22 protein-coding genes (1 of these 22 running past the window's edge) are annotated in these 24,672 nt (G+C 60.1%); 7 read left to right on the top strand and 15 right to left on the bottom strand.

Going from position 1 to position 24,672, the window contains the following annotated elements; all coding sequences use genetic code 11:
• The 4 genes from ACOOHD_RS01650 to ACOOHD_RS01635 form a co-directional block, all read right to left on the bottom strand.
• Positions 1-965 carry the 5' portion of a glutamine synthetase beta-grasp domain-containing protein gene (locus ACOOHD_RS01650; protein WP_420459825.1) on the bottom strand. 52 nt of this gene lie to the left of the window's left edge, so 965 of the gene's 1,017 nt are visible here — the first part of the coding sequence; it begins with the start codon at positions 963-965; the stop codon falls past the left edge of the window.
• Between the two features lie 89 nt (positions 966-1,054).
• Positions 1,055-2,209 carry a porin gene (locus ACOOHD_RS01645; RefSeq protein ID WP_420459824.1) on the bottom strand — a complete coding sequence of 385 codons (1,155 nt, stop codon included), beginning with the start codon at positions 2,207-2,209 and terminating at the stop codon, positions 1,055-1,057.
• A 107-nt stretch (positions 2,210-2,316) separates the two neighbouring features.
• Positions 2,317-3,579 (bottom strand): ammonium transporter, encoded by a 1,263-nt coding sequence (locus ACOOHD_RS01640; RefSeq protein ID WP_420459823.1) that lies wholly within the window; start codon positions 3,577-3,579, stop codon positions 2,317-2,319.
• A 131-nt stretch (positions 3,580-3,710) separates the two neighbouring features.
• Complete coding sequence (locus ACOOHD_RS01635) at positions 3,711-4,049, bottom strand: P-II family nitrogen regulator (protein ID WP_420459822.1); 339 nt, start codon at positions 4,047-4,049, stop codon at positions 3,711-3,713.
• 282 nt (positions 4,050-4,331) lie between these two features.
• Between ACOOHD_RS01635 and ACOOHD_RS01630 the strand changes: the two genes are divergently transcribed.
• Positions 4,332-5,879 carry a hypothetical protein gene (locus tag ACOOHD_RS01630; protein WP_420459821.1) on the top strand — a complete coding sequence of 516 codons (1,548 nt, stop codon included), beginning with the start codon at positions 4,332-4,334 and terminating at the stop codon, positions 5,877-5,879.
• Here ACOOHD_RS01630 and ACOOHD_RS01625 read toward each other — a convergent pair.
• The 7 genes from ACOOHD_RS01625 to hemL form a co-directional block, all read right to left on the bottom strand.
• Positions 5,776-7,191: a TolC family protein gene (locus ACOOHD_RS01625; protein WP_420459820.1), complete on the bottom strand. Its 1,416-nt coding sequence runs from the start codon at positions 7,189-7,191 to the stop codon at positions 5,776-5,778. The two genes, ACOOHD_RS01630 and ACOOHD_RS01625, sit on opposite strands and share 104 nt — an antisense overlap.
• Positions 7,192-7,196: 5 nt before the next feature.
• Positions 7,197-8,570, bottom strand: a complete 1,374-nt coding sequence (locus ACOOHD_RS01620; RefSeq protein WP_420459819.1) for an HlyD family secretion protein — start codon at positions 8,568-8,570, stop codon at positions 7,197-7,199.
• Positions 8,563-10,263 carry a peptidase domain-containing ABC transporter gene (locus tag ACOOHD_RS01615; protein ID WP_420459818.1) on the bottom strand — a complete coding sequence of 567 codons (1,701 nt, stop codon included), beginning with the start codon at positions 10,261-10,263 and terminating at the stop codon, positions 8,563-8,565. Before ACOOHD_RS01615 ends, ACOOHD_RS01620 begins: the two co-directional genes overlap by 8 nt.
• 3 nt (positions 10,264-10,266) lie before the next feature.
• A complete protein-coding gene (locus ACOOHD_RS01610; protein ID WP_420459817.1) occupies positions 10,267-10,941 on the bottom strand; it encodes a TetR/AcrR family transcriptional regulator in 675 nt (224 codons plus the stop codon).
• Between the two features lie 111 nt (positions 10,942-11,052).
• On the bottom strand, positions 11,053-12,222 hold the full coding sequence (locus ACOOHD_RS01605; RefSeq protein WP_420459816.1) for an O-succinylhomoserine sulfhydrylase: 1,170 nt from the start codon (positions 12,220-12,222) through the stop codon (positions 11,053-11,055).
• Positions 12,223-12,254: 32 nt separating this feature from the next.
• Positions 12,255-12,683 (bottom strand): hypothetical protein, encoded by a 429-nt coding sequence (locus tag ACOOHD_RS01600; protein ID WP_420459815.1) that lies wholly within the window; start codon positions 12,681-12,683, stop codon positions 12,255-12,257.
• Between the two features lie 15 nt (positions 12,684-12,698).
• Positions 12,699-14,030: a glutamate-1-semialdehyde 2,1-aminomutase gene (gene hemL, locus ACOOHD_RS01595; protein ID WP_420459814.1), complete on the bottom strand. Its 1,332-nt coding sequence runs from the start codon at positions 14,028-14,030 to the stop codon at positions 12,699-12,701.
• A 170-nt stretch (positions 14,031-14,200) separates the two neighbouring features.
• On the opposite strand from hemL, the gene ACOOHD_RS01590 reads away from it, so the two are divergent.
• From ACOOHD_RS01590 to ACOOHD_RS01580, 3 genes are all read left to right on the top strand, one after another.
• A complete protein-coding gene (locus tag ACOOHD_RS01590) occupies positions 14,201-14,614 on the top strand; it encodes a response regulator (RefSeq protein WP_420459813.1) in 414 nt (137 codons plus the stop codon).
• 87 nt (positions 14,615-14,701) lie between these two features.
• Complete coding sequence (pxpB, locus tag ACOOHD_RS01585) at positions 14,702-15,394, top strand: 5-oxoprolinase subunit PxpB (protein WP_420459812.1); 693 nt, start codon at positions 14,702-14,704, stop codon at positions 15,392-15,394.
• A complete protein-coding gene (locus tag ACOOHD_RS01580) occupies positions 15,379-16,242 on the top strand; it encodes a hypothetical protein (protein WP_420459811.1) in 864 nt (287 codons plus the stop codon). The genes pxpB and ACOOHD_RS01580 overlap by 16 nt, the downstream gene beginning before the upstream one ends.
• On the opposite strand, the gene ACOOHD_RS01575 is transcribed toward ACOOHD_RS01580, so the two are convergent.
• Positions 16,224-17,081 carry a glycoside hydrolase family 73 protein gene (locus tag ACOOHD_RS01575; protein ID WP_420459810.1) on the bottom strand — a complete coding sequence of 286 codons (858 nt, stop codon included), beginning with the start codon at positions 17,079-17,081 and terminating at the stop codon, positions 16,224-16,226. The two genes, ACOOHD_RS01580 and ACOOHD_RS01575, sit on opposite strands and share 19 nt — an antisense overlap.
• A 191-nt stretch (positions 17,082-17,272) precedes the next feature.
• Between ACOOHD_RS01575 and ACOOHD_RS01570 the strand changes: the two genes are divergently transcribed.
• The 3 genes from ACOOHD_RS01570 (at position 17,273) to ACOOHD_RS01560 (ending at position 20,561) form a co-directional block, all read left to right on the top strand.
• Positions 17,273-18,115 (top strand): hypothetical protein, encoded by an 843-nt coding sequence (locus tag ACOOHD_RS01570; RefSeq protein ID WP_420459809.1) that lies wholly within the window; start codon positions 17,273-17,275, stop codon positions 18,113-18,115.
• 18 nt (positions 18,116-18,133) lie between these two features.
• The gene (gene pfkA / locus ACOOHD_RS01565; RefSeq protein WP_420459808.1) at positions 18,134-19,120 is read left to right on the top strand and encodes a 6-phosphofructokinase; all 987 of its coding nucleotides are present in this window, start codon (positions 18,134-18,136) and stop codon (positions 19,118-19,120) included.
• 268 nt (positions 19,121-19,388) lie between these two features.
• Positions 19,389-20,561, top strand: coding sequence for a hypothetical protein (locus ACOOHD_RS01560; RefSeq protein WP_420459807.1), 1,173 nt, complete (start codon positions 19,389-19,391; stop codon positions 20,559-20,561).
• Here the strand turns inward: ACOOHD_RS01560 and ACOOHD_RS01555 are convergent.
• From ACOOHD_RS01555 to ACOOHD_RS01545, 3 genes are all read right to left on the bottom strand, one after another.
• Positions 20,542-21,399, bottom strand: a complete 858-nt coding sequence (locus ACOOHD_RS01555; RefSeq protein WP_420459806.1) for a hypothetical protein — start codon at positions 21,397-21,399, stop codon at positions 20,542-20,544. The two genes, ACOOHD_RS01560 and ACOOHD_RS01555, sit on opposite strands and share 20 nt — an antisense overlap.
• A gap of 61 nt (positions 21,400-21,460) precedes the next feature.
• Positions 21,461-24,247 (bottom strand): hypothetical protein, encoded by a 2,787-nt coding sequence (locus ACOOHD_RS01550; protein ID WP_420459805.1) that lies wholly within the window; start codon positions 24,245-24,247, stop codon positions 21,461-21,463.
• 1 nt (position 24,248) lies between these two features.
• Positions 24,249-24,629, bottom strand: a complete 381-nt coding sequence (locus tag ACOOHD_RS01545) for an START-like domain-containing protein (RefSeq protein ID WP_420459804.1) — start codon at positions 24,627-24,629, stop codon at positions 24,249-24,251.
• Between the last annotated feature and the right edge of the window lie 43 nt (positions 24,630-24,672).

The raw sequence follows: 24,672 nt of genomic DNA, 5'->3' as shown, positions 1-24,672 counted from the left end.
GGGTCGGCGGCACTGTTCGGACGGCGGTCCTCCAGCCAGCCCTTCCAGCCGCGCTCCACCGTAGCGATGGGGATGCGGATGGAGGCTCCACGGTCGGACACCCCGAAGCTGAACTGGTCGATGCTCTGCGTTTCGTGCTTACCCGTCAGGCGCAGGTGGTTGTCGTGGCCGTATACCGCGATGTGCTCCTTGACGTAGGGGCGGAAGGCCTCACAGACCTTCTCGTAGTCCGCCCGATTACCGCTATCGCGTAGGAAGGAGTTGGAGAAGTTGGCGTGCATACCCGAGCCGTTCCAGTCGCCCTTCAGCGGCTTGGGGTGGTACTCGACGTAGACGCCGTAGGCCTCCGAGATCCGCTCCAGCAGGAAGCGGGCCATCCAGATCTGGTCGCCGGCCTCCTTTGCGCCCTTGGCGAAGGTTTGGAACTCCCACTGTCCGGGGGCCACCTCGGCATTGATGCCCTCTACATTGAGTCCGGCGTCGAGGCAGGCGTCGAGGTGCTCCTCGATGATCTCACGGCCGAAGGCGTTGCGGGCACCCACCGAGCAATAGTACTGTCCCTGGGGCGGCGGCATACTTCCGTCGGCGGGGAAGCCCAGCGGCTTTTCGGTGTCTGCGTCCATCAGGAAGTACTCCTGCTCGAAGCCGAACCAGAAGTCCTGGTCCTCGTCGTCGATGGTAGCGCGGGCATTGGTGGGGTGTGGGGTACCGTCGGCGTTGAGCACCTCGGTGAGTACGATGTAGCCGTTTTTGCGCACGGGGTCGGGTACGATCATGACGGGCTTAAGGAGGCAGTCGGAGCTACCGCCCTCGGCCTGTCCGGTACTCGATCCGTCGAAGCTCCACATGGGGCAGTCCTCCAGGTCACCGGAGAAGTCGGCCTCGATGCGGGTTTTGCAGCGTATGGTTTGCATGGGCTCATTTCCGTCGAGCCAGACGTACTGTAGCTTGTTTTTAGTAGCCATGGTGTGGTTGGGTTAAATCAGGGAAGAATTGTTGCGTTGTTGCGGTTAGGAGTTATTGGGTTACGGGCGGGGCCGCTGGTGCAAGCTGCTTAGAAGGCGTAGACGGCGGCCAGGATGAAGGACGCCACGCTGTTGTCTTCTGGGTTTTCGCTGCCGAAATTGATAATGTTTCCGCTGTAGCGGGTGTCGTAGCTGCTACCGCCGCCGTCGAAGCGGAGCTCGGGCATGATGCGCAGGTCACCGATGGTAAAGTTACCGGTAGCGGTGAGGGCCAGTACATTGCGGCCGTCGGTGTCGGTATTCGGGTCGTCAGCTACCTTGAAGCCTTCACCACGGAGGCTCAGGGCAAAGGCATCGGAGAGGCCGATGGTAGAGTAAAGCGCTACGCCGGTGAAGCCATCCCCGTCGCCGACTTCGCCATTTCCATTAAGTCGCTGCGTCTGCTTGTTGGAGGCGTTGATGCCGAACATGAGCGTCTCGCTGACTTCGTAGGTGGCCGTTAGGTCGACCTGGAAGGTGGTTGCATTATCATCGCCGAGCACGTCCTTTTGGTCGGTACCCGTGAGGAAGTTGAGGTAGGCTGCCAGTCCCCCCACCTCTGCGCTCAGTTGAGCGCCGTAGTAGTAGCCGGCGTTGTTGAAGCGGCTATCGGTGTTGTCGAAGATACCTACCATAGCACCGAATCCTTCCGCAATGGCGAAGTCGGCTTTGAGCCCGGTATGGAAGAAGGGGCCATAGCTGAAAAGGTAGCTCATGCTATAATTCATGTTGGCCGTGGCGTCAATGACTTCGTAACCCACGAAGGTCCCAAACTGACCGAACGTAAAGGTTACCGACTCGCTGGGGGAATAAGTCACGTACAACTGCTGAAGATTAGGGAAGGCTCCGTTAGCTTCATTAGCTCGCGGACCGAATCCAATCTGCCCCACAAAACCTACCTGGCCCAGCGTTTTCTCAGCAAGCAGATTGACGTTACCGACACCAAAACCCCTAGTTTCGGCGCCTCCATTTACCCCAGTGAAGCTAGTGGGAAAACGAAGCGGCGTGTCCGGAAAGTCGTTGTCCAGATCGGTAAACACATTCTGAAAGTACGCATCCACGTAGCCCGAAAGCTGAAAGGAGCGCGTTTCCTCCTCTTCTTCCTCGACCTCTTCGAGAATAATGACCTCGGTGGTCTGGGCGAACAGGGACAGCTTGGTGAGTAGGAGGAGAAAGGTAAATAGGGGGAGTGTAAAGGTTCTCATAGTTGTTGATTGGGGGATGGGAGTGAGGGAACAGGAGATGAAGGGACTAGGGACGGGGGATGATGCAGGGCTAATTCCCACTTCCCCGTCCCTGAATCTTTAGATCCTTAGTCCGAAGTCAGTTGAAACACACCATCCTCCTTAGACAGGGTGTAGGCGTGCATGTCGTGTTCGCCGAGGTCAAGACCGCGGATCTCTTCTTCTTCGTCGACGCGGATGCCGAGGGTAACCTTTAGGATAGAGAAAATGACAAAGCTGGTAAGGAAGGAAAAGGCCCCGACGGCGAGGGTACCAATGAGCTGGGTGATGAAGCTAAACTCGCCGATACCGAAGATGCCAACGGCTAGGGTGCCCCAGATGCCGCAGACGCCGTGTACGGAGGTGGCTCCGACGGGATCGTCCAGGCGCAGGGTCTTATCAAAGAAGACGATACTCAGTGGGATGATAATACCGGCGATCATACCGATGAGGATAGCGGTGCCCCCGGTCATCACATCGGCTCCTGCGGTGATGCCGACCAACCCACCCAGGATGCCATTGAGCACCATAGATAGGTCGTAGGATTTGAACAGAATATAGCCCATGAAGAAGGCAGCTACTCCGCCCGCAGCGGCTGCCAGGGAAGTGGTCACAAAGACTAGACTGACCAAATTGGCATCCGCACTCAGTACCGAGCCCCCGTTAAACCCAAACCAGCCGAACCACAGGAGGAATACCCCGATAGCGGCCAACGGCATGCTGTGACCGGGAATGGCGGTAACGGTGCCATCGGGGCGGTACTTGCCGCGCCGAGCCCCCAGGAGAATAATAGCGGCCAGAGCGGCAAAGCCACCGGCGGCGTGCACCAGCGTGGAGCCGGCGAAGTCGTAGAAGCCCATGTTGTCGAGCCAGCCACCGCCCCACTTCCACATACCCGTGATCGGATAGCTCAGCGCTACAAAAAGCGTAGCGAAGATGAGGAACGGTACGAGCTTGACCCGCTCGGCCACCGCGCCGGATACGATGGTGGCGCAAGTGGCGGCGAACATAGCCTGGAAGATGAAGTCGGTGTACCCCGTATAAGTAGCGCCACCTTCGGCTGCCGCAGCGTAGGCGTTATCGGCCACCAGTCCGGCGTTCCAGTCCATTACGCCAAAAACTCCGATGAAGCCGCCGGCGTAGTCATCACCCGGATACATGAGGTTATAGCCCACAAAGTAGTAGGTCAGCAGCCCGATGCAGATGATCATTGAGTTCTTAAACAGGATATTGACCACGTTCTTGCGCTGCACGAAGCCGGCCTCGAGGCTGGCAAAACCCAGGTGCATGATGAACACCAGGGCCGTGGCGATCAGCACCCAGAGGTTATTGACGGTAAACATTGCTTCCATAGCAAGGGGGGGGTTAATAGTTAATTAGTGATACAGGGGGTGGGGGCCGGTCGCGGGAGGCAACTAGCAAAAACGGGCTGCGAGGGAGGGAAGGGTTAAATCAACTCGCGGATAAGGGTAGGTGGTCGGGCCTAGATGGCGCTCTCATTTTCCTCACCCGTACGGATACGGACGATGCGCTCCAATTCGTAGACGATAATTTTGCCGTCGCCTACCTTACCGGTGCGGCCGGCGCTGGTGATGGCTCCGACGATGGCGTCGACCTTTTCGACGGGCGCAATAATGTCGAGCTGGAGGCGGGCGATGTAGTCGGCATCGTAGACGCTGCCGCGGTAAGTAAGCTGTTCGCCACGCTGTAGGCCAAAACCTTTGACCTCCGTGAGGGTAAAAAAGTTGACATCGATCGCGGCCAGGGCATCGCGGATACTTTCAAAGCGTGATAGACGGATGATAGCTTCAATCTTCTTCATGCGGGGGGTTATCTTTCGGGGGCACCCTGGTCAGGGGGGCTCGTAAAGCAGTGGGTAAAGAAGTCTATCTGGTGTCGGGGCAAGTCGGGTGGGGGGTCCTGCGTCCATTTCCCCTCGGTGACAGCGAAGATCGCACGAGCTACCACCCGTAGCCCAACGAACTAATCGCGATATTTGTCATGGCTACGGCCGTGTACACTTTGTTTAACAGCTGATTTACAAGCATTTAACCGCCCTCGCTTCCCCATGCCAACGGCCGTAAAAGACCAGTTATGGCGCCTCGTGAAATCCCTCACCAAGGCCGAAAAACGCAACTTTAAGCTCTACGCTACCCGCGCCGGAGCCACTACGGATAGTAAATTTATCCAGCTCTTCGATCTGGTGGACCGGCTCGATGAATCCAATGATCGCCTCATTACCAAACGCCTTCACCTCACCCCCGGTAAGTACTCCAACCTCAAGCGCCACCTCTACCAGCAGGTACTTACCAGCCTGCGCCTGATCTTTATCAATAAAGAAGTCGATATCGAGCTGCGCGAGCAAATCGACTTCAGCCACATCCTCTACGGCAAGGGGCTTTACCTGGATGCCCTGCGCAGCCTCGAACGCGCCAAGGGCAAGGCCGTAGAGCACAGCCGTGACCTACTGCACCTGGAGATTCTGGAGTTCCAGAAGCTGATCGAGTCGCGCCACATCACCCTATCCCGGCAGATCGACAACAAAATGGACCTGCTGCTCAATGAGTCGGCCGCCCGCAGCTATAGCGTCCTGAACACCAGTGAGCTATTTAATCTGAACATCCAGATTCACGGCCGCTACATCGAGTGCGGGCACAGCCGCAGCGCCACTGACCGGCGGGAGAACGAGACATTTTGGCGCTCCATCCAGACCCGGCGGGCCGACCGCGAGATTGCCAGCGATACCTTTCACCAGAAGATTAATCGCTTCCAGGCCTCCATGTGGTACCACTACATCCAGTTGAACTTCGACGATGCCCTGGAGTCGGCCATGAACGCCCTGACGCTCTTCCGCCTGAGCACCCACATGACGGTCAAGGACCCCGATCTGTACCTGCGCTGCCTGTATTACGTCTCGGTCTTCGCTTACCTAACGGGTGACGGGCACCGGATGCGCAAGTACCACCGCGTGATCGATACCTTTCTGTGCAACGACCAAATTTTACTCAACGAAAACAGTCAGCGCATCGGGGCCATTTACCGGAGCCTGATGACGCTCAACGGCTACTTTCACGCCCAGGACTGGTCTGGAGCAGCAACCTACGCGGAGCGGTTACGAGCCGACTATGCCGCTAGCTTATTTCAACCCACCGACCACCGCTGGGGGCAATTCCTGTACAAATTCGCTGCCGTCTGCTTCGTACGGCGCAATTATACCGAGGCCATTGACTATCTAAACGAGATCATCAACATGAAGTCGGGCATCCTGCGCGAGGACCTGCTACTGAACACCCGCCTGCTCCATCTGCTGTGCCACTACGAGCTTGATAATCGGGCCCTAGTGGATTATCACCTTACCAACTTCACCCGGCAGATGCGGCGTAGTAGCGAGACGGCTGGGGTGCACCGTCTGGCCGCAACCGCGCTGCGTAAGCTGATCCGTAGCGCCACAGCGGAGCAAGGAGAGATTTACCATGAGCTAGACCGGAGTTTACGGCAGTCAGTCGACGCGGACCCCTTCGAGCGTAAAGCCCTGCTCTACCTTGACCTTACTCAGTGGACGGGGCTTCACCTAGGCCCGGCCCAGGCAGCTGGGTCTGTGCCAACTCGCCCGTGGCAAAAGCGCGTGCCAAGCGGGCCTTCCGGTGCTTGACCAGTAGTTCGATCCGTTTGACCTGCTCGTCGATGTACTTCACCTCACGGCTGTTGACTAGAAAGAGGGAGCTTTCTCCGGCGCGGAAGAGCGCTTGTTCGCCGGCCAGTAGCTGCGCGTAGTCAACTACATTTTTGGAAGCTAAGTCGAACTGGGATACGGTTACGTTGGCCTCATTTTCCGCCTGAGCTACCTTAGCTCGGAGCAGGGCCGCTTTGTCGGAAAGCTCCAGTTGTGTCTCGCTGAGCTTGATCTGCGTGAGCTGCAGTTTGCCGCGTTCCTTACGCAGCAGTAAAGGTTGACTGAATTTTACCCCCCATTTATAATTATTGCTTGAATAGTCTTCGATGGGGTCGTTAGTCCCCCCGGAGAGCAGCGCATTGTACTTCACATCCAGCCGTGGCTTCAACAGCTCTCGCTGGAGGCGCTGATCGACCTCCAGCTGGTCGATTTTGAACTGGGTGCGCAGTAGTTCCGGGTTGGTCAGGTTGGGTAAAGGAGCCAGCAGGGGGGCCACTACTACCGTTTCCGGGGGCGGGGGGAGCGTCGACTCCGTCAGTTCTACCGGTAGTACGCCGTCGAGCCACAGGAAAGCGTTGAGGCGAGCCGTGGTGTTAGCCAGATCGAGTAGGGCTCCCTCAAGACTAAGCTGTCGGCTCTGCACCTGGATACGGGCCTCCAGGGTATCGATGGCGGGGCGGTCCCCCAGGCGGGCACCGGCCACGACGGCCTCATAGCGGGTCCGGGCCAGTGCGACGGCGTCCCGGTACACCTGCGTCGCAGCCTGCGCACCCGCCCATTCCCAGTACGCCCCGCCGGCCTCGTAGAGTAGTTCGTTGAGCAGTACCTGGCGTTCGGCTACGGTGGCGCGCTGGTAGATTTGGGCCCGCTGGAGCTCGGCGCGCCGCTCGTCGAAGAACAGCCCCTGACCGAGACTGAGGGTGACGCCGGCGGCGTAAAGGCCCTCTTCCGGCACCCGCAATTCCGGGTTGAGGTAGGTGCCGTCGTTGCGCTCGTAGGCTGCGTTGAGCTCCACGCCGAACCAGGTGGGGATTTTAACCCCGCCCTCGACGTGGCTGTAGTAGTTGGTGCCCTTAAAGTACTTCTGGTCGAGATCGCCGTACACCTTGGGGTCGAAGCCCCCACGGGCCTGCCGCAGCACCGCTGCCGCCCGATCGCGCTGTAGGGCCGCCCGTACGGCTAGTGGGTGATGGGTAGCTACTAGCTCCAAAAAGTCACCCTCCGTGAGCACTGGGGGCAGCTCCTGGGCGGGTAGCAGGAAGGGGAAAAGCAACAGAAAGAGCAAGCGCATGGCGGTTATTTAGGGAGCTTGATCTTAGGCGGGGACTTTTCGTCTTTGTTCTCAGCAACGGGCGAGTAGAGATCGGCGGGGAAGCCATTGATCTTACGCCAGATCTCGTACCAGATGGGGACGTCCTTGAGTAGGATGAGGCTGGTGGCCCCGGCACCTACCCGTAGGGGTTCGGGCCAGGGTTCGGCAGCGGGGTCGGGGGCCACCATGACGCGGTAGCTGCCGTTGGTGCTAATGGTACGGTCTACGGCCACCACCCTACCCCGGTAGGTACCGTAGCTGGTGTTGGGCCAGCCGGAAAAAACGATGGCCGGCCAACCGTCGAACTGGATGTTCACCTCCAGCCCCAGTTCCATCAGGGGTAGGTCGATGGGCTTGACGAAAATCTCTACGGCCAGCTCGTACTCGGAGGGCACGATGGTCATCACCTCCTGGCCGTCCTTGAGGGCTTCGCCGATACCGGCCGAGAGGATCTGGGTCACGTAGCCGGCCTGGGGGGCCGTAAGAAAGTATAGATCGGTGCGCCGCTGGTAGTTACTAAACTGGTTTTCGAGCTTAGCTACCCCGGCCTCGGCGTCGAACTGGCCGGAAAGAGCCGAGTACTGATCGGAACTGGCCTTAGCCAGATCGTCGCGCAGTTTAGCCTGAATAGCACCGAGCTCGACCTGGGCGTTGATCACCTCATTTTGGGAAGTGAGCAGCTTGTTCTCGGCCTCGATGAGTTTAGCCTCGGCTTCCTGGAGCTTGACGCGGCGGTTTTCCAGCTCGGTCAGTGACTTGAGGCCCTGGGCGTAGAGCTGCTCCATACGCTCGTATTGGTCGCGGACGACCTTGGTATTGAGCCGGGTCGCCTCCAGATTGATGCTATCGCTAGCGACCTTGAGTTGCGCCTGCCGCACCTTATTGCGGGCCTGCTCGGTCTTGAGGCGGCCGGACTCGCGTAGGGCGGCCATCTGCTGGTTTAGGGCGTTGACCTTCGCCTCGTAGGAGCGTACCGACATCTCCTTGGCCATCACCTGCTGGCGGGTACGGTCCAGTAGGCTGGTATCAAAGTATTCGTCTTTGGTCTCGGTCAGGTGCAGCAGCGTATCGCCGGCCTGCACATAGGCGCCCTCGCGCACGTACCAACGCTCAATCTGACCGCCGATGACGGTCTGGATGGACTGCGGCCGCTGATTGGGCTGCAGCGTGGTCACGTCACCCGCCGCGCGGATGTGCTGCGTCCAGGGCAGAAAGAGCACGATGAGGAATAGCACGGAAAAAAAGGCCAGCAGCCGGAGCAGGACCCGGCCGGAGTGGCGCTCTTCCACGTGCTTGAGGGCACTGAGCCCCTCGTGGTCGACGTGACGATTGACGGAGTTCAGGGAAATATTAAGCATTGGCTAGGCTGATTGGCGGATTAGGTACGACGGTGCCCTGGTCCATGTAGATGACCCGGTCGCACCGCTCGGCGAAGTACTCGCTATTAGAAACCGCTACGAGTGTCCAGGGATGTACGGGGTCGAGCAGAAAGTCGATGATGTAGCGCTGGTCGTCGTCCAGCGACTCGAAGACATTCTCCAGCAGCAGTAGACGGGGGCGGTCGGCAATGGCGCGGGCGATTAGGAGTCGCTGCACGATGCTACGGGGTAATTTATCCCCGGTGGGATCCAGTCGCGTCTCGTAGCCATCGCTGAGATTACGGATCACCGGCGTGAGGCCCAGTGCGTCGACGGCCCACTGTACGTTATCGAAGGTAGCCCGCTCGCGGCCCATACTGATGTTTTCCAGCACGGTACCCTCGAAGAGCTCGCCCTGCTTCAGGCAGGCGCCGATGACGGAGTAGAGCTCCTCCAGGCCCAGGTTGCCCTTCGGTAGGTTGTTGTACGCCAGCGAACCCTTCTGAATATCGAATAGGCCCGACATCACGTAGAGCAAGGTGCTCTTGCCCGCCCCGTTGGTGCCGGTGACCATGATGCGTTCGCCGGCGCGTACCTCTAGGTTGACGTTCTCCAGGGTATGTTCCAACCGCCCGGGGTAGCTAAACTCCACGCCGGTGAGTTGCACGGAGATGCCCTCCGTCGTGTTGGCCAGCTCCACGGGGCTACCCTCGGACTTATTGTCGAGTTGCAAGTCGGTGACCTGTCCGATCTTCTCCAGTCCGGTGAGCACGTCGTAGATCGTCTCCAGCGTCAGTACCAGTTTTTCCACCGAGGCCATGACGAAAAGGATGATGATCTCGGCGGCTACGAACTGCCCGATGTTCATGCGCTGCTCCATTACGAGCAGGCCGCCGATGGCAAGTAGCCCCAGGGCCACCACGACCTTGAATACGACCAGCAGGGAGTACTGTCGAATCAGGATCTTGAAGTGACTCTCCCGCGAGCCCAGGTAACTGTTCACGTGACGATCCATGCGCTGCATCGCCATATCGGTCTTGCCGGCCAACTTAAAGGTGCTCGCCGTACGGGCCAACTCCTCCAGCCAGTGTACGGCGGCGTACTTATACTTCGACTCCTTGATGCTGGTCTCAAGTCCGCGGCGGGCGGTGAAGAGGAAAATCAACACTACCAGTACTACCAGGATCACTCCGAAGGCAATGAAGAAGGGGTGGTAAAGTGACAGTAGCAGCAGTCCGAAGATCACCTGCAGGGTAGCGACCGAAAAGTCGATCAGGATCTTGGATAGCCCTTTCTGCACCGTGAGCACGTCGAAGAACCGGTTCATCAACTCCGGCCCGTAGTAGTTGTAGATCACGTCGGTGCGGATACGCGGGATGCGGTAGGCAAACTCGAAGGCCGCCCGGGTGAAGATCTTCTGCTGGATGTTCTCCGTAATGCGTAGTTGCTGGATCTGTAGGATACCCACCACCGCGATACCAAATACCACGATGGCTACGAGTAGCAGCCAGGCCGTACTCACCCGCCCGCCCTGGATCAGGTTGATGATGGCCTGGATGCCAAGGGGCAGGGATAGATTGACCAGTCCGGCGAAGACGGCATAAACGTAGACGTTACGAATCTCCTGCCGGTCGGGCTTGAGCAGGCGCCAGAAGCGCTGCACCGGCGTCAGGGTAGTATCAATGAGGGCCATAGCTTAACGCAGGGTTTTGAACGCCAGATCGGTGAAGAAGCTTACCACGCTGTCTTCCCCCTCACCTACATTAGTCAGGCGGGGTAGGTGCTCGGCAAAGTGCCGCTGTACGTGCCCGCCCTCCACAATGGTAGTCACTAGCATGTGGGGGTAGGCGAAGTCGGGATTGAGCTCACGGACGATTTCGGCCACCCGCTCCACCAGTTGCTTGTAGTAGGCGAAGGCACCGCTCTGGTTATCCGTGTCTACGTCGCGGGTCAGGTAGGCCTTGAGGCTTTCGGCCACTACGATGCGGCTGAGCTTGGCCTCGTTGATGTGCGAAAAACTACTGTCTTCCACCACCTCTTCGGTCAGTAACCGGATGGCCCGGCGCAGGCGGTCGTCGGCCGAATCCACATTGGCCAACTGAAATACCAACCGGTACTCCATCCAGCCCCAGTACCACATGACCAGGTACAACAGCAGCTTGTGCTTATTTTCGAAGTAGCGGTAGATACTGGCCTCAGTGGAGCCGATCTGCTGGGCCAGCTTCCGAAAGGTGAACTGCTCCAGCCCAATCTCATCGAGCAGCACAATGGCCCCGGCAACAATCCGGCGCCCCAGATCACTGGTCTCGGGATCCTTTAAGTAAACAGTGTCGCTGACGGTGATGGAAATCTTATCCAGTAATCGATGCACAGGAGATACTTACGAACGTAATAGTATTACTATTCTTTCAGCTCAATAACCTATCAGAATGTACATTGTTGCTGTCGCACACTATTATTTTCGGCCGTTGACGTCCCTGAATTATACTAGTCCCCGTAGTAAATCGACCTTGATATCCTCTACGGACTCCAATCCCACGCTCATACGCAGCAGGCCGTCCGTAATTCCCACCGCCGCACGCTCGGTTATGGAGAGTTTGCTGTGCGTGGTCGTGGCCGGGTGAGTAAGAATGGTGCGGGTATCCCCGAGGTTACTGCTCCGCGTGCAGAGCAGGGCGCTATCCAACACCCGCGTTGCACCCGCGGCCCCGCCCCTTAGTTCGAAAGTAACGATGCCACCGCCGGCCTTCATCTGCCGCTGGGCCAGGGCATACTGGGGGTGGGAGGGCAAAAAGGGATAGTGTACGGCCGCTACCGCCTCCTGCTGCTGCAACCATAGGGCCAAATCCAGCGCGGAGCGGCAGTGGGCCTCCATCCGTACGTGCAGTGTCTCCAGGCTTTTGGAGATCACCCACGCATTGAAGGGGGACATGGCCGGCCCCGTGTGGCGGCAAAAGAAGATGACTCGTTCCATGACCTCCTGACTACCTACCAAGAGACCGCCGAGCACCCTACCCTGTCCGTCCATCCACTTAGTGGCCGAGTGGGTCACCAAATCGGCCCCGTAGTCGCCCGGCCGCTGCAGGTAGGGCGTAGCAAAGCAGTTATCGACCACGAATAGCAGTCCGTGCTCCCTACAGAACTGACCGGCTAGTTCCAAATCCACGAGCTGTAGCCCGGGGTTGGAGGGAGTCTCCGTAACGAACAGCTTGGTCTCGGGGCGCACCGCAGCCGCCCAGCCCGCCGGATCGTCGGTCTCTACGTACGTGTGACTTATGCCCCAGCGCGGCAGTATCTGCGTCAGGATCTGGTGGGTACTACCAAATACGGCCCGGGTAGCCACGATATGATCGCCCTGCTCCACCAGCGCCGCCAGACTGGCGAAGACCGCGCTCATGCCCGAGGCAGTGGCGAAGCCGGCTTCCATACCCTCCATAGCGCAAACCTTGGCGACCAGTTCGTCGACACTAGGATTGTTGTAGCGGCTGTAAATGATGCCCTCGCCGTGTCCGGCAAAGGTGTCCGCCATCGCTCCGGCGGACTCAAAGGTGAAGCTACTGGTCAGGAACAGCGGGCTGGAGTGCTCGCGGTACTGGGTGCGGTTGAGCTGTCCGCGGATGGCGCGGGTCTCCGGGCGGTGATCGTCAGGCATTTGCGGTCTTCTGGGGGGGACCGCAAAACTACCTATTTACGCGTTGCCGTGGTGGCGAACTGCCCCATCGTACTACCCTCGAGGGTATCGGCGTCGGGTGCTCCGTTGAGCCGCATGTCCACGTCGGTCTGGTACTCGCTGGAGTAGAAGCTGATGCGCAGTCCGTCGTCGGTAGCCGTCACCGTACGCAGTTCGGTTTCCTGGTCTCCCGCGGTAAATGTACCGGCCAGCCCATCGGCGGTGTCTGTGAGGGTCATGGTGCCGGTCACGGTGCCACCGGGGGTATTCTGTACGGTCACCTCCCAGGCTCCGGCGTAGGAAGTGGACGAGGTAGTGGGCGCGGCCGCGGGTGCAGTAGAAGTGGTGGGTGCTGTAGTTTCAGTCTGAGTAGCCGCGGTGGGTGTGGAGCAGCCGATTACCAGTAGCAGGGCGGCAGCGAACAGGAAGTGTTGTATAGTCATAGTATAGTAGGGTACTTAGATCACGGAAGTTACAACTTCCTCGGCAAAGGCTACATCCATAGCCGCGCAAATTTTCGCTACTCCCTCCTGGAGGTCCACCTCGGTGTGCGCACTACTCACGAAACCGACCTCGTAGCCACTAGGGCCTAGGTACACGCCGGTCTGTAACAGCTCGTGGTGCATAATTTTGAAGTAGCGCATGTTAGCGGGGTCGATCTGGTCGGCCCGTTCAATACGCTCCGTGCCGAAGGCCAGCCAGAAGATGGACCCGACGTGGGGCACGTGCAGTGGGTAGCCCTTCTCGCGAGCGTAGGCTTCCAGCTGGGTGGCCATGCGATCGGTGCGGTCGGCCTGCTGCTCGTAAAAGCCGGGCTCGAGGCAAAGTTCCAGGGCGGCCAGGCCGGCCGCCATGGCCACTGGGTTTGCCGATAGTGTACCGGCCTGGTAGACCGGCCCCACCGGGGCGATGTAGTCCATGATCTCCTTGCTCGCTCCGTAGGCCCCCACCGGGAAGCCGCCCCCGATGACCTTGCCGAAGGTGATGATGTCGGGCCGCACGTCGTAGAGTCCGGCCGCCCCCTCGAAGCCGACCCGGAAGCCCGATATCACCTCGTCGAAGATCAGCAGCACGTCGTGCTTCCAGGCCTTGATGCGTAGGCATTCGAGCCAGGAGCGGTCCTGGATGAGCAGTCCGTTATTGGCCGGGATGGGCTCGACGATGATGCAGGCGATCTCGCCGGCAAACTCCGTCAGCGTTTGCTCCAGGAGTGCCCGGTCGCCCAGGGGAAGTACGAGCGTATCGCGGGCCACGTTCTCCGGCACCCCGGCCGAGGAGCTGGTACCGAGGGTGGCCAGTCCCGACCCGGCCTTCACCAGTAGGCTATCGACGTGACCGTGGTAGCAGCCGTCGAACTTGATGATCTTGCTACGCCCGGTGACGCCCCGGGCCAGGCGCAGGGCCGACATCACCGCCTCGGTGCCCGAGCTGACGAAGCGTAGCCGCTCAACGTAGCGGTGGTTGCTCAGGATCAGGTGGCCAAGCTGGTTGCCGAGCCGGTTGGGGGTGCCGAAGCTGGTGCCCCGGCGCACGGTGTCGATGACTTTATCGCGGATGTAAGCGTTGTCGTGACCGTGAATGAGGGGCCCCCAGGAACAGCAAAAATCCAGAAAGCGGTTGCCGTCCACATCCGTCATATGGCTACCGTGCCCCTCGGCGATGAAGAGCGGCGGGCCGCTCACGCTGCGAAAGGCGCGCACGGGGGAATTGACACCGCCGGGAAAATAATGCTGGGCTTCGGCAAATAAATCGGCGGAGATCTGGCGGGGAATACGTTGCTCGAATTCCATGGGGTAGCAAATTTTGCGCAATGTTAGGTAGGACCACCGGGGCGGGGGTCGGATTAGCGTAAAACTGCGCCGCTGGGGGGGGAGCGGCGAACCCGCGCCGGGGTTTTTATGCTATATCAGTAGCTACTCCGACTGCCTACGTCTCTTACTCCTTAAAGTACCCCAACGACATGTCCACGCATCGTATCCTACTGATCGAGGACGACCCCAGTGAAGCCCAACTCGCCCAGCGCACCCTGCGCAAGATCGACCCCGAGCTTGAAGTGATCCGCCTCCACGACGGGGAGGACTTTCTAAATTACTACCACCAGCATCCTACTCCCCGGGATTTCGACCTGGCAATCATGGACCTGCACATGCCGCGTACCAGCGGGCTCGAAGTGCTCCGAACGCTGCAACAGGAGGACCAGCGCACCCCCTTTCCCATCGTGATGTTTTCTTCTTCGGAAAACCAGCAGGATATTGCCCAGGCTTACGCCTACGGCAGTAGTGCTTTTGTGACTAAGCCTAGCACCGTCGCGGATTACCGGCGGGCGCTTAGTAATATCGTTCGCTTCTGGGTGGATACGAACCGGCGTCCGTGACCACGGCTCTGGACCCTAAAGGCGCTCCGAGTATCGGTCCTCTTCGTGCTCGCCAGCCGTTCCCTCTAGCCAGGCTATTTTGGCGAGGTGAGACTACCCCGCTTCGTCCGACCCTACGGAACCTCAGCCCTGCTGCTAGAGTGGGAACAGCGTATCGATCCCGCCATCAGTGCCAGCGTAAACGCCTACGCCCGTGCACTACGCCCCTACGAACTGGTGGAGGAATGCGTGCCGGCCTATGCCTCCCTACTGGTCACTCATCGCGGCGGGCGGCAGGCTGCTTACGCGCTGCGGGAGCTCATCTTTGGGTTAAGTCCGGCAGAAGAACAGCGGAGTGAGACGGTAACACACGAGCTGCCAGTCTGTTACGGCGGCGAATTCGGTCCCGATCTGGAGGATGTGAGCACCCATTGTAGTCTACCGCCGGAGGAGGTGATCGGTCGCCATACCGCAGTGACCTACCGCGTCTATTTCCTGGGGTTTCAGCCCGGCTTCGGCTTTTTGGGGGAGCTCGATGCGAGTTTAGAAGTACCCCGGCGCGCTTCACCCCGCACCCGCGTCCCCGCCGGATCGGTAGGATTGGCCGGTCGGCAAACGGGCATCTACCCTATGGACTCTCCGGGGGGCTGGCAGTTGATCGGGCGGTGCCCCCTACCCTTGCTGCAGACCGGGCCGGATACCACCCGATTACGTGCCGGTGACCGGCTGCGGTTTTACCCCATCACGGCTGCGGACTTTACCGCACTCCAACAAGCTCCCCTACCGTGGCCGACGCGCTGATCCTGTGCCGTATCGGTAGCGCCCAGGGGGTTTACCTGGTGGACCACGGCCGGCCGGGCTACCGTGACCGAGGTATCTGGCGGGGTGGCCCGGCCGATCCGGCGGCAGCAGCGGCGGCTACCCGTCTGTTGGGTCAGGAGCCGGGTAGCTGCTGCCTGGAGCTTACCCTGGTGGGTGGCACTTGGCACCTTTCCGGACGCGGACAGATTGCACTCACTGGTGCGGACATGGGCTGGCGGCTCAACGGGGAGGAAGTAATACGCTACCGGTTACTCGATCTGGAGGGAGAAAACGAACTACGCGGTGGGATCGCGCGGCAGCAGTGTAGGGCTTACCTGGGTGTACGGGGGCAGTGGGCGGTACCACGCGTGCTGGATAGTGCGGAAGCCGGTCTGCCGGGGACGGCCACCATCGCCGAGGGCTTCACGCTCTGCGTAACTAACCCGCAAGCTAGCGGGCCGCACGAAGAGTTGCCGCCGCAAGTACCCGATTCAGCCGAGCCCACGCTGCTAGTCGTGCAGCCCGCTCCCGAGTGGCGCCTACTGGAAGCTCGGGAACGGGAGTGGTTAGCGGAACAAGTGTACACGGTGGATTCCCGTAGCGATCGTCAGGGTATACGCTTACTGCCAGCTACGCCAGCTGAGATACGGCTACCGGGCATACTGAGCTCTCCAGTGCTGCCGGGCACGGTGCAACTCTCGCCGGCCGGGCCCATCCTGCTGGGACCGGATGCACAGACGGTGGGAGGCTACCCGCGCGTACTTCAGCTAGCGGAGCTGGGGGCTGCCTTTCAACTGCGGCCGGGTGCTCAGCTGCGGTTCCTGGTCGGTCAGACCGTGCGGTCGTAGCGGTCGAGCTGCAGCTCCTCAATAATTTTGATGAGCTTATGGGCGTACTGCTTATCGGTGGCGTAGCCGCAGGACTTGAGTCCGTGGGCCCACTTTTTGTAGTCGGTCCCGTAGACCTTCAGTTTGGCGTAGCGGGATGAGTTAAGCAGCAGACTGTGCTCGCGGAAACTATCGCCGACCGTATCGAACACTCTGAACATATCGTAGCGGCTATCGTCGCCGTAGTTACGGCAGGTGCAGCCCAGGCACTTGCTGCGGCATTTGATGCCGAAGTGGTTGTTGGAGTTGACGGCCAGTTTGGAGTCGCCGGCGTTACTCTCCAGCAGCCCCTGGGCCAGGGTGATACTGGCGGGGACGCCGTAGGCACGCTGTTCGCGCTGGGCGGCCGGGGCGTACCGGTCGACGTACTGGCGCACCCGCTGCCGTTTAGCGGCGATGATGCGGGGGGCAAGTCTCTTACGTAGGCCGTAGTCAGGGCTCAGGACTAGGGTGAGGTTGCTAATGTGGGGGGCCGGATCGTTGGTTACGGCTACGCTATTGAAATCGTCCAACGGCTGCACGTTGTTGCGCTGCTCTAAGGATACAAAACTAGCCGTAGCCCGCTGCCGGAGCTGGGAGAACCAGCCCCCCATACTTACCGCGGCCGCTTCCTCCGGTACCGGACTGAGGGGAAGGGGATCGTGCACGTCGATCTGGACGGCCAGTCCGCGACTGATACAGAGGTAAAGGATGAGGGCGATCAGGGCAAGCTCTACCCCGTAGTGAACGGCGTAGTCAAACAGGCGCGCTACGTGGCGGCCCAGGGCGGAGGGGTGAGGGGAGGAAGTGTTGGCAGGCATCCGAAAGAGGGGTTTGGATAGGCGGTATCAGAAAGTGTGGAACCTGCTGTAGGGTGGCCGAAGCCTGGGCCAAAGGTAGGGCGGTAGCGCCCATATTTCAAACTTTTTGTTTCAAATATTTCCAAGCACTTCTTCCTGCCCGTGGGTCGGCGTCCGTGCACTACCTTCGCTCGCGGCTAATCAAGAAGATCATGGTACTTATTGCGGATTCGGGGTCCACGAAGGCAGACTGGGTGTTGATGCCCGAGGATGGGAAAAACGTATACGTCAATACGCGCGGTTTCAATCCCGTCGTGCACCCCCACGACCTGCTGTACAACGAGGTGCAGAAGCTTTCTCAGGACCTTATCCCCGACCGTAAGGTCACGGAAGTGCACTATTACGGGGCGGGCTGCTGGGATTTCCGCCGCAAGAAGGTCATTCACGACTGCATCCTCGATGCCTGGCCGCAGGCCAAGATCGAGGTGATGCACGATCTACTGGGGGCCGCCCGGGCTACCTGCGGGGACGATCCGGGTATCTCCTGTATCCTGGGCACCGGTAGCAACACCTGCCTCTACGACGGTAAGGAGGTGACCGACAACGTCACCAACCTCGGCTTTATGCTAGGTGATGAGGGCAGCGGCTCTCACCTCGGTAAGGCCTTTTTGCGGGCCTACTTTTACCGCGAGCTCGACGCGGAGCTCAACGACGCCTTCGAAACTTACACGACGGCCGATAAAATGACGGTGATCAACAACGTCTACGAATCGGAGATGCCTAACACCTACCTGGCCGGATTTACCCGCTTTATGGGTGAGCACCAGCAGCACCCCTTGATCCAAAAAATTGTTTTTACGAGCTTTGCGGAGTTCCTGGACCGGCACGTGCGCAAATACCGCGGCCACCTGGAGCTGCCCATACACTTCATCGGTAGCATTGCCTTCCATTTCAAAGACATTCTACTGGCCGCCTTACACGAACGTGATTTGACGGCCGGCCGCTTCGTCCATAAGCCCATCGAGGCGCTGGCCGACTACCACAGCGGCAAGTAGCACCCCCCAGAAACCACCATGGAGAGAAAAGACATTCGCCGGATCGCCGTGTTTACCTCCGGTGGTGACGCCCCGGGCATGAACGCCGCCCTACGCGCCGTGGTCCGTACCGCCGCCTGGAATAAACTCCACGTCTACGGCATCGAGCGCGGCTTTGAGGGCATGATCGACGGTCACTTCCAGCGCCTGGAACGCCGCGACGTAGCCAATATCATTCAGCGTGGTGGCACCATGCTACGCACCGCCCGCTCGAAACGCTTCATGACTAAAGAGGGACGCCAGGCCGCCTACGACCACCTGCGCGCCTACGATATCGACGCCTGCATCGCGATTGGCGGCAACGGCACCTTCACCGGGGCCAAGGTCTTCAGCGAAGAGTATAGCATCCCCTTCATCGGTATTCCGGGCACCATCGACAATGACCTCTATGGCACCGACTACACCATCGGCTTCGATACCGCGGTCAATACCGCCATCGACGCGGTCGACAAGATCCGGGATACTGCCGATAGCCACAACCGCCTGTTCTTCGTGGAGGTAATGGGGCGTAACTCCGGCTACATCGCCCTGTACACGGCCATCGGCTCCGGCGCCAGTAGCGTCCTGATCCCCGAGGCTGAGACCGACCTGGAGGACCTCAAGTCCGTGCTCCGCAAGAATAAGGCCCGCGGTAAGCTCTTTAGTGTAGTAATCGTCGCCGAAGGGCACCCCATGGGCGGCGCTACCGGTATCGCCGACAAGATCCAGCACGAACTGGCCAGCATGGAACCCAAGGTCACCGTCATCGGTCACCTCCAGCGCGGCGGCTCGCCCACCGCGGCCGACCGCCTCCTAGCCAGTCGACTTGGCCACGCCGCCGTAGAGTTGCTGCTGGAGGGGAAAGAAAACATCGCCGTCGGCATCGTCAACGACGAGGTCACCGCCCACCCCTTCGAAGACTCCATCACCAAGGAGAAGAAGCCACGGGAGGAGCTGATCAAGATGGCTAGTATTTTGGCGATTTAAGTGCTCGCTTCGCTCGGGGTGGGTTATTGGGTTGGTGCGTTACTGAGTTGTTGGATTAGCGTAGATGCTCGCTTCGCTCGTCTTGGCGCCACCTCTTGTACTGCACCTGCGGCCCCGCCCATCTGTAACGCCTGTAACGCCTGTAACGCCTGTAACGCCTGTAACGCCTGTAACGCCTGTAACGCCTGTAACGCCTGTAACGCCTGTAACGCCTGTAACGCCTGTAACGCAACAACCCAATAACTCACCAACTCAACAACCCACCCCCATGGACGCCTCGCTTATCATCATGTGGACCGGCTTCATCCTGGCCGGTTACGCCGTAGTGGGCAATGACTCGATCCAGACACTGGGTACATTTCTTTCCTCGAACGAAGACCGCAAGTGGTACGTGTTGTGGGCCTTTGCCGGCTCGATCCTGACCCTCACCCTGCTGTACGGCTGGTCGGAGTACGGGGGGGATGTGAGCTACGGGCGCCTGGAAACCTACGCCTTCGTCGACGATATGGGCTGGCCCTACCTGCTGCCGCCGCTGGTGCTGATGCTGCTGACGCGCACGGGGATACCGGTGTCGACCTCCTTTCTGATCCTGACCTTCTTTAAACCAAAGGGGCTGCTGGATATGACGATGAAGTCGATCCTGGGGTACGCCCTGGCCTTCTGCGCGGCGATCATCATCTGGCAGCTGATCACCCGGTGGCTAGACAAGCGCTTCATCAATAACCCCATCACGGAGCGGGAGGCGAAGCTGTGGACGGCCCTGCAGTGGGCCTCGACGGGCTTCCTCTGGGGGCAGTGGCTGATCCAGGATTTTGCCAATATCTACGTGTACCTACCCCGCGCGCTCGACCTGCACGAGATCATCATCTCGCTAATCGTCCTGTTGGGTATGCTGGCTTATATCTTCTACAGCCGGGGCGGTAACATTCAGAAGATCGTTAAGGCAAAGACCAACACGACGGACATCCGCTCGGCCACCATCATCGACTTTACCTACGGAATCATCCTGCTGTTCTTCAAGGAGTTCAGCAACGTGCCGATGTCGACTACCTGGGTATTCCTGGGGCTGCTGGCGGGGCGGGAGATCGCGATCCGCTACCGCCTGGAGCTGGATGCCGAGCCCAGTGACCGCGACCGCGCAACCGGAGCGTATTACGTCGGGATGATTATGAATGTCGTCATCCTCCTACTAATCGGCTACGTCGTGTACCTGCGCGACCAGGTGAATGACCTGATCATCGTAGTGATGGCCGTGGCGATGGTGCTGCGGGCGGCTATTGCCTACGCCGAGACCGTACCGGGACGCAAGAATCTAATGGGGGCCTTCCGCAATATCTTCAGTGATCTGGGTAAGGTGGCCTTCGGACTGGCGGTGAGTATCGCGCTGGTGTACATCATGCGCTTTCTGACGACGGGCACCTTCATCGAGTCCGTCGGCTAGCAACCTTGGTGATGCGGCTGCGGGCCTTGAGGAGCTGGGCCGGGTTGCTGAGGTTGTAGGGCAGCAGGCCGATCAGGAAGGTATTCGGACCGGTCATAAGGGGGTAGCTGCCGGGCCCGCGGCCGAGACCGGCTACCACCATGCCATCGGGACTCTCAGCGGCACCGATCTCCTGGTTACCTAGGTAGGACACGTGGTCGATTAGGGTATCGGGGGTCTCCTGGAGCATGAAGAGGCTGTACGGGCTGCTGTTCTCGCCGAATAGCAGGTAGCGGTGGTAGTCCTCGTGATCGTCCCCCTTGTAGTGGTCATGGATCTCGTAGCTAGGATCGGTCACGTCGGTGGCCCAGTAGGTCGTCTGCGGCCGGTAGCTTCCACCGGCCGGGCCCTCGTAGAGAAACCAGTAGGGGTGATCGGGATCGGACTCGACCATATCGAAGCGCACGCAGTCGGGGTAGAAGGTCACCGTCCAGGCCCAGCGGCCGGACTTACTGGTAGTATGAATTTTATTACGGCCTACGACGCGGCTTACACACTCGTCATGGCCGGGGTGGCCGGCCCCACCGTCGGGCTCGCGGAAGACGAAGTTGGGCACCCCGCGGTAGGAGCTGGCAGCCGAGGGAGGGTACTGGTCCCAGGGCTGCGGTTTGTAGGCTACCCAGTCGTTGCCCCTGCGGTCGATGATGCTGCTCAGTCCGCCACCGGCGATGTCGTAGAGGTAGGTGGCCGTGCGGGTGGTGATGCGGAAGTGGGGGCGGTCGTGGTGGGTGACGGTGGTGATGCGGGCCTGTAAGGCTACCGTACATATAACTAGGCCCAGCGTAAATACTAGTTTCATAAGACTTCTTTAGCGCAGCCGGAGGCTGCATTTTGCTGGCGCTGCCTGAGGCAGCATTGTACTAGCGGATGAGGCCGATGAGACTCTGGTAGTCGTCGAAGGGACTAGTGTCGGTTTTCATTTCGAGAAGGCTATCGTGATCGAGGGCGAGGTAGGCATCGTCGAGGGCACCGGCGGTTTCGGCACAGCGTACCTCTACGGTGCCGGCGGCAAACTGCTTCCAACGCCAGTCGTGGGTGGCGCAGATTTTAGCGAGCATCTCGCGCTGCACGACGGTGTAGTCATCGGCTACGGGCACCACCTCCGCCCCCTCGAAGGCCAGTTCGTTACGGCTCAGCATTTTGGCGTCGCGCAGCAGGTAGTAGGCGGTGTGGATGCGGGCGATGCCCTGCTCACTTAGGAAGTCGGCATAGAGGGCCAGCTGCACATCCCAGCCGTTCTTGATGATGGTGCTGAAGGTAGTTTTACCCCGCCATTTGAGATCGACTACGGCGGCCTCCGGTCGTCCGTCGGTACCGGTGCGGCGTAGCACTAGGTCAGCCCGTCCCTTCACGGCTTGGTTGCCGATTTTGCCGGTAATCTCCAGCTCCGATCCTTCGATCGACCAGCGATTGTCCTGGATGTAGCTCACCAGCGTCCAGGCGGATTTACGCATTGTGCGGATGAACTGTACCCGCTCGGGTTCTTGTCCGTATTCCAGCAGCACGGCCCCCTGTTGCCGTAGAAGACGGTCGGCATTTTCACCGATCCACTGTACCACCTCCGTGCGGCTATAGCTACGGCCGGCTTTTTTTATCTCTGCTAGCAACTGCTCGATGAAGAGGTGACTGAGGTTACCCCGTAGTCGGTTCTCGCTGGCGATGGACAGGATCGGCGTACCCCGCAGCTCCAGCAGGTGCCGGAATACCCACTTATGGGGGTAATACAGCAGGTCGTCCATGGCCGTCGGCGTCTCCTCCTCCCGGGGTCGCAGGGCGGCCGGCTTGCCGATCGTAACGTGGGCCCGGGGTAGGTCGAGCGCCCGGATCGGCACCTCCGCAAACTGGGGCAGGGCCAGGCCGGAAAGCAAACCCGTCGGCTGGCCGGCCAGGTCGATGTTGACCGTGATTTTGCGCAGTGCCGCGTCGGTAGAGGCCGCCTCCAGGTCCCCCATGAGGGCGTGGGGCTCCATCTCGGTGCCGTCCACGCGCTGCGGTAGACACAGGATCAGCTGCTCGCGCGTATGCAGCAGCGGTCGCAAATTTTGCCAGGTGAGCAGTTCGTTGCGCTGTTCGGGCGACTGGGGCTCGCAGTCGTGCCGGCGCAGGAATTCCAGCTCCGGCGGGTAGTAGCGGCTGAAGAAGTAGGTGGGGTCCGTCTCTACGAAGTCCCACCAAATCAAGCGTTTTAAGGCAGGCTGTCCGCTCCCCTGTAGTTGGGCGGTGGACGCAGGTGCAAAGCTGGTCAACAGCCCCCCCTGCTCGGCCGGCGAAAACTGCGTGGGGGCGGGCTGGTAGATCGTGCGTACGAGCCGCTCGACCTCCAGGTACGTCAGCTCGGTTTCGGGCTGGGCGTCGAGCAGCTCGGTGGCCCGCTCGGCCTGGGCGCTCAGGACCAGCAGGCCGGTCTGCTCGTTGTCCTCGTCGTAGGCCTCCAGCGCCCAGTTGCGCAGGAATACGAACAGGCTGCGGACCTCAGCCTTCGGAGCCCGTCCATCCCTAGGGTAGCGCCGGCGGCGGAACCAGAAGTCGTACTGCTCGCGGGCGCGGCGGATACGCTTGGCCGGGTAGTTGCGCTCGGTCATCTCGCGGAAAGTCTGCTCCACGGTGTACACCCAGCGGGCACCAAAAAGTCCCGGCGTATCGGCCAGGTGCACGGCGATCTTTTGCGCCAGGCGGCGGTCGAGCGGCTTGGTGACTAAGCTGACGAATTCCATGATGCGCTCCACCTCCACCGGTTCCCACAGAAAGGCCGGCACCAACTTGAGTACCTGCAAACTGGGACGGGCCAAACTTGTCGAAGGAATACCCATGCTCGGCAGGCCCTCCATTAGCAGGGCGGTGTCGAGGGTCTGATTGCGCTCCGTCATCAGTACGCCGGGCCGCCAGTCAGCATTGTCGCGTACCATACGGGCCAGGTAGGCGGCCAGGTGAGTTTCACGCTCGGCACGCAGGATGACCAGGCTACCGTCGCCGCTAAGCTCCCCCGGCGTGGGGTCGGTCTGCCCGGTCAGCAGCAGACGCAATTTGCGTTGCCAGCGGTTGAGGTCGGAGGGGCCGGTAGCCGCGGCGGGCTCGGGCAATTGGTCTACGGTATCGCCGCCGGATTCCAGCCGATCCAGCAGGCGCCGCAGGCCGCTAGGTAGCAGGTGGCGCGGCTCGTGGACCAGCACGGTCAATTCGGGGTGGCGGCGTTCGGTGAGCGCGGCCAGTAGGCGGTTGAGTCGGTCGGGGGGGCCGGGGAGCAGGCTGTAATCGTTGGTCGGGTCGAGCACCAGGTCTTCCAGCTCGTGGAGCACGGTAATACGCGGCGGAGTATTTTCCTCAGCGCTTTTAGCTAGCGGATAGCCAGCCTCCAGCAGTTCGTCGCGGCGGCTGAGCAGTTCTTCGGCCGTCGCTAACTTGTCGGCGGCAAAGGCGGCGGCGTAGAAGGGAACGCCGGGGGCGCCTTCCAGATGTCCTTCCACCGCCTGCCGGTACTGCTCCACACGGAGGGCGTCGCGATTGGTGCCGCTGTGGCCCAGCGCGTAAAAGCCTTCCAGGTACTTGAGCAGCCCCAGGTAATCCAGGTAGCGCTCCCCCACGGCATCGGCGGGCGGGGCGGGCAGTACGGGGCCGGAGAAGGTCAGGCCCAGGTAGACTTTGATCATGCTATCCCCCCATTTCGGCGCGCATGCGGGTCAGCTGTGTATCCCAGAGCGCTTTTTGGTCCTCTACCTCGTCGTCGTCGGCAAAGTCGGTGACGTACATGATGGTTTCGCCCGTGACCGGGCTCTTGGTGATGTTAAATTCCAGGTACTCATCATCGTCATCGGCCTCGTCCCAGGTAAAGCGCACCATGCTGCCCTCACTGTCCTCGATGAGCTCGGCCACCTCCGGCGAGCCGCTCCATACGAAGGTGTAGGTGCTGTCGTTAATGTCTACCTCATCGCAGAACCAGCGGGTGAGGCAGGCCGGGTCGGTCAGGAACTGATATACGATATTGGGGGAGGCACGAAAGATAAACTCAGAGGTAAACTTAACTCGTTCCATATGGGGGGCTTGGCAAAGGTGTAGCGGACAAATACGGTAAATT

This window comes from Neolewinella sp., assembly GCF_965214665.1.
Lineage (GTDB): Bacteria > Bacteroidota > Bacteroidia > Chitinophagales > Saprospiraceae > Neolewinella.
This window is presented reverse-complemented; position numbering and strand designations above follow the sequence as displayed.